Below are 12,515 nucleotides of genomic sequence, written 5' to 3'. Positions count from 1 at the left end.
GTCCACATGTATTTGTTTATTCATATATAGGGTAATTAAAACTACATCCCCTTGAACCCATTGTCCCGGTTTTGACGTATAATGTAAGAGTCCTATTTCAACAAATGACGACGAAATCGGCAAACGATTATGTAACCGAAAGAAGGTGCCTTTCATGCCAAAATCCATTCAGGGATATTTCATTCGGGTGTTATTCACCACTTGTGTATTGTTTACTGTTTCTTTGACTTCTACAGTCAGTGCAGCGAATGCCAATATATTCTCCGATATCTATAGTGGATGGGAACGAGTCTCTGAGCTACCTGGGGAAGTAAACGCCTTGCAGGAAAGCTACAAACAAACGCTGGAGCAATTAAATCAGACCTCTGCCCAATTGGGACAAGCCCAGGCAAATGTCGAAGCATTCAAGGCCCAGAACGAATTGCTGCTGGCGCAAAACGAAAAACTGACGGACATGGTGAGCAAGCTGCAAAATGATCAGGATGCCAGAACAGCAACGGCCAAGCGCATTCAGACCATGATTATCACAGCCGTTTCACTCATACTGGGATACTTTATTCTGATTCGGGTGATGCGCTGGGGAATGCGTCGTCGTTCAGGCCGAGTATAAAAGAACAGGAGCAACCGCATGCACATACACCTGAACACTGCCGAAGCTGGCGGAGCCGGACAAGTGGTCACGTTCTCGTTGATCCAGGACGACCGCCTGCATATTCTCCACCCCCAGCAAATTGTCGCTTTTCGCGGCTCAAGCAATAGCCGCAATGATAAATTTATGAACATTTCAGGTATCTATCGCAAAAAAAAGCTGATCAAATCCGAAATTACCGGTCCTTGTCAATTTGTAGCCGCCCTGCCTCCTGGATTCACCATGAAGGAAGTTGAGCTGAGCGAGAACAGCGATCTGCTGTACGACTTCCGCCACCTTTTTTTCTACTCTGACGGCGTCACGATGCATACCAAAATTCAGAAAATCAAAAACATGCTGATCACTCGAGATGCCGTGAAAATGAAGTTTTCGGGCAAAGGCAAAATTGGATTGCTGACACAAGGTCAGGTCTGCCAGCAGGAACTGCACCCTACTGCACCACTTTATGTGGATGCAGGCAGTATTATCGCCTATCCTGAGAACGCGCAGCTTGAACTCACCGTGTACGGGAACAACCTCGCCAGTCAGCATATGAACTATCATTGGAAGATGACAGGACATGGGTCTGTGCTCTTTCAGGCTGGACGTGAAAATCATAGACTGGAACAGGATGTAAACGACGAAGGCTTGTTTAAGCGCATTCTGAAGGAAGTCATTCCGTTTGGAAATGTATTAATTAAATAAGTTCAGATAACGTACCTCTCGGATTTAAATGGATTCTCATGGAAAGCATGCTCACCGGATTCAAATTGTGTTATACTGTACCGGACAATTGAAGAAGAAAATCCATGCCCATGGCATGGGAGAGGTTCGCGAACTCCCTCTATAAGACTCGACCTTTGTAAAGGTCAATATAGTCTTGCGTACATTTTTTTTGGTAATAACGTACGTAAAAAACTAAGGACACTAGATCGTTTCTGCTTTTTTGAAGCAGCCTACGAGAAGGTGTGTTTTTTGATGGATGCCAGTTCATGAACTTCTCTGTTCTTCCGACACTCTGTGCCTGTGTGCATGGATTGATCTTAAGAAGATGGAGAGGTTTTTTTATGTTGAACGAAGAAAAAGCAGTCGTTGTATTCAGCGGCGGTCAGGACAGCACAACTTGTTTGTTCTGGGCCAAACAGCAATTTGCTGAGGTTGAGGTCGTTACCTTCGATTACGGGCAGCGTCACAAGCTGGAGATTGAATGCGCCGCAGAGATCGCTCGTGATCTGGGTGTGCAGCAAACGGTACTCGACATGAGCTTGTTAAACCAGCTCGCGCCCAATGCACTTACCCGTACGGATGTGGAGATTACGCATGAAGAAGGCGAATTGCCAAGTACGTTTGTCGATGGGCGGAATCTGCTGTTCCTTAGCTTTGCGGCCATTATGGCGAAGCAAAAAGGGGCTCGTCACCTGGTTACAGGTGTATGCGAAACAGATTTCAGCGGTTACCCGGATTGTCGGGATTCATTTGTGAAATCAATGAATGTTACGCTGAATCTGTCCATGGACTACCCGTTTGTCATTCACACCCCTCTGATGTGGCTGGACAAAGCGCAAACGTGGAAAATGGCCGATGAACTCGGTGCATTTGATTATGTGCGGGAGCGAACACTGACCTGTTATAACGGGATTATCGGCGATGGCTGCGGTGAATGTCCTGCCTGCAAGCTGCGCAAAGCCGGACTGGATCGTTATGTGGAGCAGCGCACTGCTTCTGTAGGATCTGTTGGAGCGGACGCACGATGAGAGAACCCGGGACATTCCGTATTGTGGAGCGGTTGCAGCGGATTGGGGAAGATATTCTTCCGGATCAGCTGCGTTATCATCGCAAACGTGTGCTTGTGAGCAAGGAATTTACGTTTGATGCGGCACATCACCTGCATTGTTATGAAGGCAAGTGCAAGAACTTGCACGGGCATACGTATAAAGTTGTTTTTGGCATTAGCGGTTACCCGGGTGAGACCGGACTGACGGTTGATTTTGGACATATCAAGGAGATATGGAAAACACAAATTGAAGGGTATCTGGACCATCAGTATTTGAACGAAACCCTTCCCCTCATGAACACAACAGCTGAAAATATGGTCGTCTGGTTGTTCGAGCAGATGGAGCATGCCTTGCAAACCGAACCGTATGCTGCTCTGACTGAGGGTGGCCGAACGGAGTTTGTCCGCTTATACGAGACGCCGACCAGCTACGCTGAGGCCAGACGGGAGTGGATGATCGATGAGTAGTGTGGAACGGGGCAAAGAGGCTCGTATTCCTGTAATGGAGATTTTTGGCCCGACAGTTCAAGGTGAAGGTATGGTCATTGGGCAGAAAACGATGTTTGTCCGCACCGCGGGCTGCGATTATCGCTGTTCCTGGTGCGACTCGGCCTTTACTTGGGACGGCAGTGGCAAGGACCTGATCCAAATGATTACGCCGGAGGACGTGTGGAACGAGCTGCGTCGCGTTGGCGGCTCGCGCTTCTCCCATGTGACCATCTCAGGCGGCAACCCTGCCCTGCTCGCTTCGCTGGGCGGATTGGTTAAGCTGCTTCGGGAGAACGGCATCCGCACCGCGGTAGAAACGCAGGGCTCCCGTTGGCAGTCTTGGCTGGCGGACATTGACGAAGTCACCGTCTCGCCCAAGCCACCCAGCTCAGGCATGGAAACCGACTGGGCTGTGCTGGATGATCTGATCCACCGACTGGCTGCTCGCCCGGTGGAACGAAGCCACAGTCTGAAAATCGTGATTTTCGATGAAACAGATCTGGACTATGCCCGCCGTGTGCATGCACGGTATCCAGGCACAAATTTATTTTTGCAGACCGGGAACCCGGATGTCACTTCTGCCGATACGCCAGATCTGGCGTCCTCGCTGCTTGCTCGCTACGAGTGGCTGATTGATCAAGTCAGTGCTTCCGATGATCTGAACGACGTTCGTGTGCTGCCACAACTGCATACGTTGGTATGGGGCAACAAACGCGGCGTCTGATGGACTGTATGGGTGGAATGGGCGGCATGATGTAAGGATGAGAATGAATTGTCCTCAATTAATGAAAAGAAAAGAATTAGACAGGCAAAATCGCCTATTTATATATACCGCGAGGCTTCGGGCTTTGACGGAAACAAGGAGCGTTTAAGAACCGATGAGACAATCTGATGAAATGCAAGATCTAACATTACTGGGTAACCAGGGTGTAAAATATACGTTTGAATATGATCCGGGGATCCTGGAGAACTTTGATAACAAGCATCCGTACCGTGATTATTTTGTCAAATTCAACTGCCCGGAGTTCACCAGCCTGTGCCCGATTACGGGTCAGCCGGACTTTGCGACGATCTATATCAGCTATATTCCTGATGTGAAAATGGTGGAGAGCAAATCGCTCAAGCTGTACCTGTTCAGCTTCCGCAACCATGGCGATTTCCACGAGGATTGTGTGAATATCATCATGAACGACCTGATCAAGCTGATGGACCCACGCTATATTGAAGTATGGGGAAAATTCACGCCGCGCGGTGGCATTTCCATCGATCCGTACACCAACTACGGCAAGCCGGGTACGAAGTACGAGCAAATGGCCGAACACCGCATGATGAATCATGATATGTACCCCGAGACGATTGATAATCGTTAATTTGGCAGATACATCAATTATGCTTTGTACAAAATAAAATTATAGAACACACAGAAGCCGAACTCTTCTATCTGAAGAAGTTCGGCTTCTGTTTTGTCGGATTTCGAATGCAAGACACGCAGATTATTTCACCTGTTCCCCTTGTCGACCTTTCAAATCTGTCCTATTATGTAACAATATGCTTAGGCACATCACATCATCAGGCGCTGATCCCTCGTGACCGCGACCAAAGGAGAACTGTTCATGTCCATGCAAAATTCATTATCCAAAGACGCCGCTGCGCGTTTGAAGGCTCCACCCGGATTGGATGCACAAGGTACCGTTTACCGGATCTTAATTGCTATCAGTCTGGTCCATTTGTTCAACGATTCGATCCAATCTGTCATTCCGGCTATTTTTCCAATTCTGAAAGACTCCATGCATCTCACGTATACGCAGATCGGATGGATTTCGTTTGCTATTAACTTTACTGCGTCCATCATGCAGCCTGTTGTAGGCTGGTTTGCTGATAAAAAACCGACACCATCCATTCTGCCCATCGGCATGGGCTTTACGTTTACCGGTATGCTATTGCTTGCCTTCGCCGACAGTTATATGGCTGTCCTGATCTCCGTCATCTTTGTTGGGCTCGGTTCGGCGGCGTTCCATCCAGAAGGTTCACGGGTATCTCATATGGCCGCAGGGCCTCGTCGCGGTCTCGCTCAGTCAATCTTCCAGGTGGGTGGTAACGCAGGTCAGTCTCTGGCTCCATTGCTCACCAGATGGATTTTCATCCCGTTTGGGTTGTTCGGTGCCATCGGCTTCACGGGCATTGCAGCTGCGGGAATCGCGGTCCAAATCTATATCGCTCGCTGGTATGGACACATGCTGCAATCGGGTGGATATCTGCGCAGACAGGCGGCAGCCCGTCGTGCTCCCAATCCGGCATTACGTAAAAAGATTGCTGCGGCCATAACCATTTTGATTCTGCTCGTCTTTGTCCGTTCGTGGTATGTCGCTTCGATCGGCAGTTTCTATGCGTTTAACCTGAAGGATACATTCAACTTGTCCACAGAGGACGCACAGATCTATATCTTCCTGTTCTTGGCGGCTGGGGCTCTTGGTACGTTCTTTGGCGGTCCACTGGCGGATCGCTTCGGTAAACGCAACATGATCTTCCTGTCGATGGCCGGAGCCGCTCCACTGGCGCTGCTGCTGCCTTACGCGAATCTGTTCTGGACAGCCGTGCTGCTGACCATTATTGGTTTCATTATGTTGTCCAGCTTCTCGGTGACCGTTGTGTATGCGCAAATGCTGATTCCGGGTAAAATCGGAACCGTCTCCGGCCTGATTACTGGTCTGGCATTTGGTATGGGCGGTCTGGGAGCACTCGTGCTGGGGAACTGGATCGACGTGTTCGGCGTATCGCCAGTTATGCAGATGTGCAGCTTCCTGCCACTGATCGGTATCTTCACCTTCCTGCTTCCATCGGATAAGCTGCTGAACCGCTGGGCGGAAGAGAATGGTAGCGAAGATTAAACGTATATTTTAATTGGATTAGATTTAATAAGATCAGTTAAAAAGATCCGTTTCAACAAAATAAGCTGTGATGCTCAATGAAACAAAATGGGGTTGTTAAAACGGCCTCGTGAAACGTAACATCAGGTGGTTAACCAACCTCGAAATGTTACCTGTTGTGTAAACGGGATAAAGCCTTGTAGCACTAGGCTTTATCCCGTTTTTGTTTGGTCAGCATCAGCGTTAACGACATCCACGTGCTGTTCCCAGGCAGACGGCGCCCTGCTTCATGATAAAGGCGATCAGTCAACAAGTGCGGTAAACAGCTGAATCGAGCCTGCAAGAAATGACAGAATTCAGTAAGATGATATGTGTGTAACGAATCCAGCACACGTTACTGGAATCATTTCTCGCAATCCGCCAATGTAACGAATCACAGACACTTTATTCCTTTTGTTTTGTGTGGTTTCGCATCGTTTTGCCTGATTATCATGCAAATAGCGATGGATTCGTTAGCGTTGGAATCTGTGCCAAATGGCAGTCCTCCCTAGCCATTTGGCTCTGATGGACATCATTTTGAAAGGCGCTGAAGAATCAGCCGCTTTTTGTATAACATTTTTCCGGCTTCGGCAACATCACGAATCGTATTTTTGTTACTCACCGAACCGAATACCATGCCGGCAATCGGAATGAGCTGGAACAGCTTTTTCCAGCCAAACGATTCACTGTAGGAATTAAAAACCTCTCGCCAGCCCTGCATTTGAGAGATAACCTCCACCTGCTTGTCGGGATTATCATAATCGGTGAGTTCATCAATAATGGCTTTCTTGCCCACAATATCAGCCGAGGAGAATTGCAGACATTTGACGATAAATATGCGCTCTTGAGGTTCGTCAGGATCATATCCGTAGCATAGCGCCATTTCCTGCAGCACCTTTAGGGAAAGCCCCATCACGATTGGAATATCCGCCGCAATCGTTACAATGCCACCGATACCTGTTGCGGCCCCTTGTGCAGCAGCAAACCTCGTTCGACTGTCCGTAATGTTATCAGCAGTGCGATCCAGCACTTCAAGCGGTAAGCCTTCCACACTGTGGATTTTTGCGGCAGCTTCTGTTTCTGCAACCTCTTCAATGTAATAAGGGGGTTCGTCCTTCATTAAATAACCCGACTTGACCGCTTCCTCTTGGAGAAGCTTGGCTACTTTCTTTTTCTGCACGAGAAATTTCCCACCATGCTGCACATACTGACCGACTTCATTCAGCGAGTCACCAATCTTCTGTTTCAGTGCTTTGGGCATCACTTTATCCAGCATGGCAAATGGCAAACGACCAATTTTGTCCCAAATAAACAAGTCCTTCTGCCCTTTTTCCCATTTCAAAATCTGTTCCAGCTCCCGGTCCAATGTCTCGCGCGAATCCATATATGGCCTCCTAATGTTATGTGTATAGTGAATTGTATACTCCTCATACGCAGAGTCCAAAGGAAGGTTGCTTCTATGTCAGTCCATAATATTGAATTTCCAGCCATCACAAACAATGTGTGCATAAATAAGAACCCTTAATCAGCGTCATACGCTAACTAAGGGCTCTACCTATCCAAAATCTTGATTCTTATTTCGCTTCTGCCGCAGCATTCCCATCTGGAACAGGAACTCCAAAGTCAGGCGTGCCATCTTCGTTCCAGTGAATTACCTGCGCGCGGGCGTGACGGTTTGGATCGTATAGAGGATCTCCCTCGATGTCCTTATAGTTTCGTGCGTGATAGATCAGAATATCCGTTTTGCCGTCTGGTGATACGGTAAAGCTGTTATGACCCGGACCATATTGGCCGTTGGCTTCACACGTCTGGAATACCGGATTAGGCGATTTCACCCAGCTCGCTGGATCAAGCAAGTCGGCATCTTCATCCGCAGTGAGCAAACCCATACAATAATTGCAGTCGGTCGCACTCGCCGAGTAACCAATGAAGATTCGCCCATTGCGATGCAGCACTGCTGCCCCTTCGTTCACCTTGAAGCCGATGATCTCCCAATCATATTCAGGTGTAGCGATCATGACCTGCTCTCCGCGCAGCGTCCACGGATTTTCCATTTCGGAAATGTACAGGTTCGAGTTACCCACAATGTCCGGATCTTTCTGTGCCCAGACCAGATAACGAATTCCCTTATGCTCAAAAGTCGTTGCATCCAATGCAAACGTCTCCCAGCGCGTTTTAATTTGTCCTTTTTCGACCCATTCACCTTCCAGTGGATTCGCAGAATCGTTCTCCAATACATACATCCGGTGATCAAAAAGACCTTCATTCGTCTCGCTGGTATGAGCCGCTGCGTAGTATATGTACCATTTTCCATCGATAAAATGAATTTCGGGTGCCCAGATGTTGGCACTCATTGGTCCTGTATCATGTTTGCGCCATGCCGTTACCGGCTCGGCATTTCTCAACTCTTCCAGGGTTTGCGCACGCCGAATCTCAATCCGGTCAAAGGCTGGTACGGAAGCGGAGAAATAATAGTAACCGTCTGTATGACGGTACACCCACGGATCAGCACGCTGCTCCAGGATGGGATTGGTAAATGTAATGGAATCAGTCATGGGAATGCTCCCCTTTCAAATGTGTGTGTATGGCTCGGAGTGAGGATTAGAAACCTTTGAGCGAAAAACATAAACCTATTGTCGGTGCACCGCAGACGCTCCGGGGGTGGTAGGGCCTTGGCGCTCTCTTGTCCTCCGATTTCTTCTTTCCACCGCTCCTGGCGGTTGAAATCGGATGCCAAAGTCGCCCCTGCGGCTCCTTCCTCCCCCTTCGCTGCTTGTGCACCTGAAAAACAAGGGCTTCGCACTAACCGCGCTCGCTGAATCAAATCCCAACTCCGAGCCATCGGTGTGGCTCTGTATCTATGGGGTCGACCGCTTCGCCCGGTCGACTCTCCCCACTAAATGTATGTCTGGCCGTGGCTTCTCGGCCAGCTTTGGGTGCACCGCGGACGCTCCGGGGTGACAGGACCTTAATCGCTCTCTTGTCCTCCGATTTCTTCTTTCCACCGCTCTTGGCGGTTGAAATCGGATGCCAAAGTCGCTCCTGCGGCTCCTTCCTCCCCCTTCGCTGCTGGTGCACCTTGAAGCAATAGCTTCGCTCTATTCACGCTCGCTGAATAAAACCCAAACTCCGAGCCATCGGTGTGGCTCTGTATCTATGGGGCCGACCGCTTCGCTCGCTCGACTCTCCCCACGAATTGCACGACTGGCCGTAAGCTCTCGGCCTAGCTCCAATTCCAAACTTCGAGCCATATCTATGGCACTCTACTTCTCCTCCGCGCTAATCTGCTTGCCCCAGACGGCAATGCCGCGGTCGCTCAGGCCTGTCACAACAAGTGCGGGCTGGCTTCGCTCCCAGTCCCAGGACGGGAGCAGTTTGAGCTCCTCTGTTGAAGCTCCGCCCCACGGGCTTTCTTTCCACTCCAGTGTCAGTGTTTGTTTGCCGTCAAACGTCCACTTGCCTGAACCGTTTTCGCTTTTCAATTTGCCATTGCCTTGTAAGGTGTAAGGTACTGCCTGCACCTGACCGTCCACTGACGGATCGACAGCAAGACCTTCCCACTCCCCGGCGATCATCGACTTCGGAATGTCCTGTGCGTACTCCCCTGCATATCGTTCAGGTGACACAACGGGCCATCCGTCCTTGGTCCACACCATTTTACGTACATGCAGGTACGGCCAGTTTTTATCCGTCTCGCCTCTCGCATGATGCACGATATAATAATCGTCGCCATCTTTAAGGACCGAGTTATGTCCAGGTGCAACCCAGCCCTCACCTTCGGTGAAGCGATAGCCACCCAGAATTTTGGTTCCAACTTCGTATTGGGGCAGATGCTCTGTATCCAGCATGTTCATGCCATTTACATCCGTGTAGGGGCCTTTAATGGAATCAGCGCGGGCTACACGCACGTTATAATCTTCGAATAAAGAATCATATGAGACGAATAAATAATACTTTTTGAACTCCGGATTATACACAATATATGGTCCCTCCACCGCACCTTCTTCCGTAGCACGATCACGGGCGGCAATGCGGGTCCCATACCCCTCTTCCTTGAACTTTCCGGTTTCCGGATCGAGAGGTGCAATGTATATCCCGTCAAAAAATGAACCGTACACCATCCATGGATTGCCTTCGGCATCTACTATCGGATTGGCATCAATGGCATTCAGCTTATCCTTTTCATTCTCCGCTGTTTTAACAACCAACCCTTCATCTGTCCAAGGACCCTCCGGGGACGAGGAGGTCTGCAAACCAATAGCTGAACGCGTACTGCCAAAGGTCGAAGCCGAATAATACATTCGGTAGGTGTCGCCAACCTGAATCACATCCGGTGCCCATAGATTTACCGCCCCTGTCCAATCGAGGGCTTCCTTCGGAATCCCCGGCAAAGCCTGACCTACCCATGACCAGTTGATCAGATCATCCGATTTGCGTACCATGACGCCAGGTTTCGCTTCTCCCGCAACACGAACGTCTGTGGAATAGACGTAATATCCCTGATCTGTTTTGATAATGGCCGGATCATGTGCATTGTTCACCGTCCAGCGGGATTCGTCGTCCAGAATGGAGGTGTCATACAATTGAGTATCTTGGGGAGCATCCGGAAAGACCGGCGGGGACACCGCTTCCCCTGCTCCATCTCCAGAACAGCCTGTAGCCCCAACCAGCAGCATAAGCAACACGGAAGCAACAACTCCTTTTCCTGAATTCGTCCACCGGCGGAATGTTTTCCGCTGACTCATCCCTTCACTCCAGAGATTGCTACCGATTCAATAATCTGTTTCTGGAAGATCAGAAAGATGATCAATACCGGCAGCAATGCAACAATGGATGCTGCCATAATAAGCGGGTAATCCGTCTGGATCGCATACGTGGCATTAAAGTTCGCAATGACGAGCTGCAGGGTCTGTTTTTCAGGTGAATTCAGATAAATAATTGGTGCCAGATAATCGTTCCAGATGCCCATGAACCAAAGAATCAATTGAGCTGCAATCGCCGGTTTAATGAGCGGGAACGTAATGCTGGAGTACAGTCGGAAATAGGAGCTCCCATCAATTTTGGCCGCTTCAATAATGGCATCAGGCACACTAAGCAGGTATTGACGCAGGAAGAAGATCATGACAACGTTACCGAATAATCCAGGAACGATAAGCGGCAGCAGTGTGTCCACCCATCCCAGCTTCGAGAACATGATGAATTGCGGAATCATGACTGTCGGATATGGAATCATCATGGATGCGAGCAGTGCAAGAAACAGTTTGTTTTTATGCGGAAATCTTAATTTGGCAAAAGCAAAGGCGGCGATACTCGACGTAAACGTCCCGACAACGGTAACACTGATCGCCACGATCAAGCTGTTTTTGATCCCGCTGAGCAGCGGACCTGCTTCCCAGATTTCCTTATACTTTCCGAATTGAAACACTTCAGGTATCCACACAGGCGGAAGTGCGAACACATCCTGCTTCTCCTTCACGGAAGTGGACAACATCCAGATCAGTGGCGCAATCATCGCAACAGCACCAATCGCCAAAACGATAAAAATGATAGAGTTCGTTAGTTTCCTCTTTTGACTGTAAGACATCTCCGGTTCACTCCTTTCCTAAACCATTAATCCCCATCATAGGCTGATTTTTCATTCATTTTGAATTGCACTAGGGTAATGACAAAGATGAAAATACCAAGAATCATGGCCATCGCAGAGGCATAACCCATTTGCAGGTTACTGAATGCTTTCTGCCAGATATAGAAGACAATCGATGCGGATGAATATTCAGGACCACCCGTAGGTGTCATAATGTTCATTTCGGTGAAGATTTGAGAACCACCAATAATATTCGTAACGACGAGGAAAAAGGTAACCGGCTTCACCATCGGCCAGGTGATGTTGCGGAAGATTTGGAACCCGTTCGCTCCATCCAGCTCGGCCGCCTCGTAATATGTACGTGATACACTTTGCAATGCAGCCAGATACAATAACATCGTGTATCCCAGGCCTTTCCAAACCGTCATAATAATCAGGGCCGGTTTAACCGTGTCTTTATTGGCGAGCCAGTTAGGACCTTCAATACCGAATAAATCCAGGAATTGGTTCACCAATCCATAATCCCCGTTGTACGCCCAGTTCCACATGATGGACACCGCTGCCAGGGAAGAAATGACTGGAATATAATAGATTACTCGAAACGTTGTTGTGCCGGGAATTTTACGATTCAGACCCATCGCCAGCAGCAATGCAAGCAACAAACCAATCGGGATACCCAGCATCAAATAAAACGTGTTGAACATCGCTTTGTAAAATAGATCATCTGTGAGCAAATCCTTAAAATTGGCCAAACCGATAAAGTTCATCTGTCCCAAACCATCCCAATCCGTAAACGAACCGTACAAGGAATACAGGAAAGGAAACAGGACAAAGATCAGCAAACCAAGAATCGGAGGCAAAATAAACAAATACCCGTACAGCCTCTCTTTGCGATACAAACTAGATTTTGTAATCACTGCGCTCACCCCTGTTTCTAATATCAGCATGTTGCATGAATCGATGAATGCCTGCTCGCTTGATCAATTCATGCAACATGCCCGCATGGAATCCAAAATGATGCCAGCAGCGTGATAGCAGGCTGCTGGCACCGCATTTTTTGAACACGGAATTCACTACTCTATCCATTCTGAGTAGGCTGCTTCTCTCTAGAACCTACCTTCAACCTTTTAAGTC

General features: G+C 48.8%; 14 protein-coding genes. 7 read left to right on the top strand and 7 right to left on the bottom strand.

The window, feature by feature from the left end; translation table 11 throughout:
• Positions 1–154 precede the first annotated feature (154 nt).
• From MHB49_RS07100 to MHB49_RS07070, 7 genes are all read left to right on the top strand, one after another.
• Positions 155–610, top strand: coding sequence for a hypothetical protein (locus MHB49_RS07100; RefSeq protein ID WP_405155595.1), 456 nt, complete (start codon positions 155–157; stop codon positions 608–610).
• Positions 611–628: 18 nt separating this feature from the next.
• Positions 629–1,333: an AIM24 family protein gene (locus MHB49_RS07095; RefSeq protein ID WP_247901191.1), complete on the top strand. Its 705-nt coding sequence runs from the start codon at positions 629–631 to the stop codon at positions 1,331–1,333.
• Positions 1,334–1,698: 365 nt separating this feature from the next.
• Complete coding sequence (gene queC / locus MHB49_RS07090; RefSeq protein WP_405157065.1) at positions 1,699–2,382, top strand: 7-cyano-7-deazaguanine synthase QueC; 684 nt, start codon at positions 1,699–1,701, stop codon at positions 2,380–2,382.
• The gene (gene queD / locus MHB49_RS07085) at positions 2,379–2,870 is read left to right on the top strand and encodes a 6-carboxytetrahydropterin synthase QueD (RefSeq protein WP_405155594.1); all 492 of its coding nucleotides are present in this window, start codon (positions 2,379–2,381) and stop codon (positions 2,868–2,870) included. Before queC ends, queD begins: the two co-directional genes overlap by 4 nt.
• Positions 2,863–3,615, top strand: coding sequence for a 7-carboxy-7-deazaguanine synthase QueE (gene queE, locus MHB49_RS07080; protein ID WP_405155593.1), 753 nt, complete (start codon positions 2,863–2,865; stop codon positions 3,613–3,615). Before queD ends, queE begins: the two co-directional genes overlap by 8 nt.
• Before the next feature lie 154 nt (positions 3,616–3,769).
• Entirely contained in the window at positions 3,770–4,261 is a 492-nt protein-coding gene (gene queF, locus MHB49_RS07075) for a preQ(1) synthase (protein WP_247901188.1), read from the top strand.
• A gap of 249 nt (positions 4,262–4,510) precedes the next feature.
• Complete coding sequence (locus tag MHB49_RS07070; RefSeq protein ID WP_405157064.1) at positions 4,511–5,779, top strand: MFS transporter; 1,269 nt, start codon at positions 4,511–4,513, stop codon at positions 5,777–5,779.
• Between the two features lie 550 nt (positions 5,780–6,329).
• Here the strand turns inward: MHB49_RS07070 and MHB49_RS07065 are convergent.
• The 7 genes from MHB49_RS07065 to MHB49_RS07035 all read right to left on the bottom strand — a co-directional run bounded on the left by MHB49_RS07065 (position 6,330) and on the right by MHB49_RS07035 (position 12,467).
• Complete coding sequence (locus MHB49_RS07065) at positions 6,330–7,181, bottom strand: EcsC family protein (protein ID WP_405155592.1); 852 nt, start codon at positions 7,179–7,181, stop codon at positions 6,330–6,332.
• A gap of 190 nt (positions 7,182–7,371) precedes the next feature.
• Positions 7,372–8,352 carry a family 43 glycosylhydrolase gene (locus MHB49_RS07060; RefSeq protein WP_405155591.1) on the bottom strand — a complete coding sequence of 327 codons (981 nt, stop codon included), beginning with the start codon at positions 8,350–8,352 and terminating at the stop codon, positions 7,372–7,374.
• Between the two features lie 413 nt (positions 8,353–8,765).
• The gene (locus tag MHB49_RS07055; RefSeq protein WP_405155590.1) at positions 8,766–8,903 is read right to left on the bottom strand and encodes a hypothetical protein; all 138 of its coding nucleotides are present in this window, start codon (positions 8,901–8,903) and stop codon (positions 8,766–8,768) included.
• 157 nt (positions 8,904–9,060) lie between these two features.
• Positions 9,061–10,482, bottom strand: a complete 1,422-nt coding sequence (locus tag MHB49_RS07050; RefSeq protein WP_405157063.1) for an arabinan endo-1,5-alpha-L-arabinosidase — start codon at positions 10,480–10,482, stop codon at positions 9,061–9,063.
• 56 nt (positions 10,483–10,538) lie between these two features.
• On the bottom strand, positions 10,539–11,381 hold the full coding sequence (locus tag MHB49_RS07045; protein ID WP_405155589.1) for a carbohydrate ABC transporter permease: 843 nt from the start codon (positions 11,379–11,381) through the stop codon (positions 10,539–10,541).
• 26 nt (positions 11,382–11,407) lie between these two features.
• Positions 11,408–12,298, bottom strand: coding sequence for a carbohydrate ABC transporter permease (locus tag MHB49_RS07040; RefSeq protein ID WP_247901180.1), 891 nt, complete (start codon positions 12,296–12,298; stop codon positions 11,408–11,410).
• Positions 12,282–12,467, bottom strand: coding sequence for a hypothetical protein (locus MHB49_RS07035; RefSeq protein WP_405155588.1), 186 nt, complete (start codon positions 12,465–12,467; stop codon positions 12,282–12,284). Before MHB49_RS07035 ends, MHB49_RS07040 begins: the two co-directional genes overlap by 17 nt.
• Between the last annotated feature and the right edge of the window lie 48 nt (positions 12,468–12,515).

The sequence above is a fragment of the Paenibacillus sp. FSL K6-0108 genome (assembly GCF_045040695.1).
Taxonomy (GTDB): domain Bacteria; phylum Bacillota; class Bacilli; order Paenibacillales; family Paenibacillaceae; genus Paenibacillus; species Paenibacillus pabuli_B.
The sequence above is the reverse complement of the archived record's forward strand: the minus strand, read 5'-3'. Positions and strand labels throughout refer to the sequence as shown.

Excerpts from the sequence above, each read along its gene's own strand:
- MHB49_RS07095 (WP_247901191.1), top strand. The coding sequence starts at position 629 with ATGCACATACACCTGAACACTGCCGAAGCTGGCGGAGCCGGACAAGTG.
- MHB49_RS07045 (WP_405155589.1), bottom strand. The coding sequence starts at position 11,381 with ATGTCTTACAGTCAAAAGAGGAAACTAACGAACTCTATCATTTTTATC.
- MHB49_RS07035 (WP_405155588.1), bottom strand. The coding sequence starts at position 12,467 with ATGGATAGAGTAGTGAATTCCGTGTTCAAAAAATGCGGTGCCAGCAGC.
- queF (WP_247901188.1), top strand. The coding sequence starts at position 3,770 with ATGAGACAATCTGATGAAATGCAAGATCTAACATTACTGGGTAACCAG.
- MHB49_RS07100 (WP_405155595.1), top strand. The coding sequence starts at position 155 with ATGCCAAAATCCATTCAGGGATATTTCATTCGGGTGTTATTCACCACT.
- MHB49_RS07065 (WP_405155592.1), bottom strand. The coding sequence starts at position 7,181 with ATGGATTCGCGCGAGACATTGGACCGGGAGCTGGAACAGATTTTGAAA.
- MHB49_RS07060 (WP_405155591.1), bottom strand. The coding sequence starts at position 8,352 with ATGACTGATTCCATTACATTTACCAATCCCATCCTGGAGCAGCGTGCT.
- MHB49_RS07070 (WP_405157064.1), top strand. The coding sequence starts at position 4,511 with ATGCAAAATTCATTATCCAAAGACGCCGCTGCGCGTTTGAAGGCTCCA.
- queE (WP_405155593.1), top strand. The coding sequence starts at position 2,863 with ATGAGTAGTGTGGAACGGGGCAAAGAGGCTCGTATTCCTGTAATGGAG.
- queD (WP_405155594.1), top strand. The coding sequence starts at position 2,379 with ATGAGAGAACCCGGGACATTCCGTATTGTGGAGCGGTTGCAGCGGATT.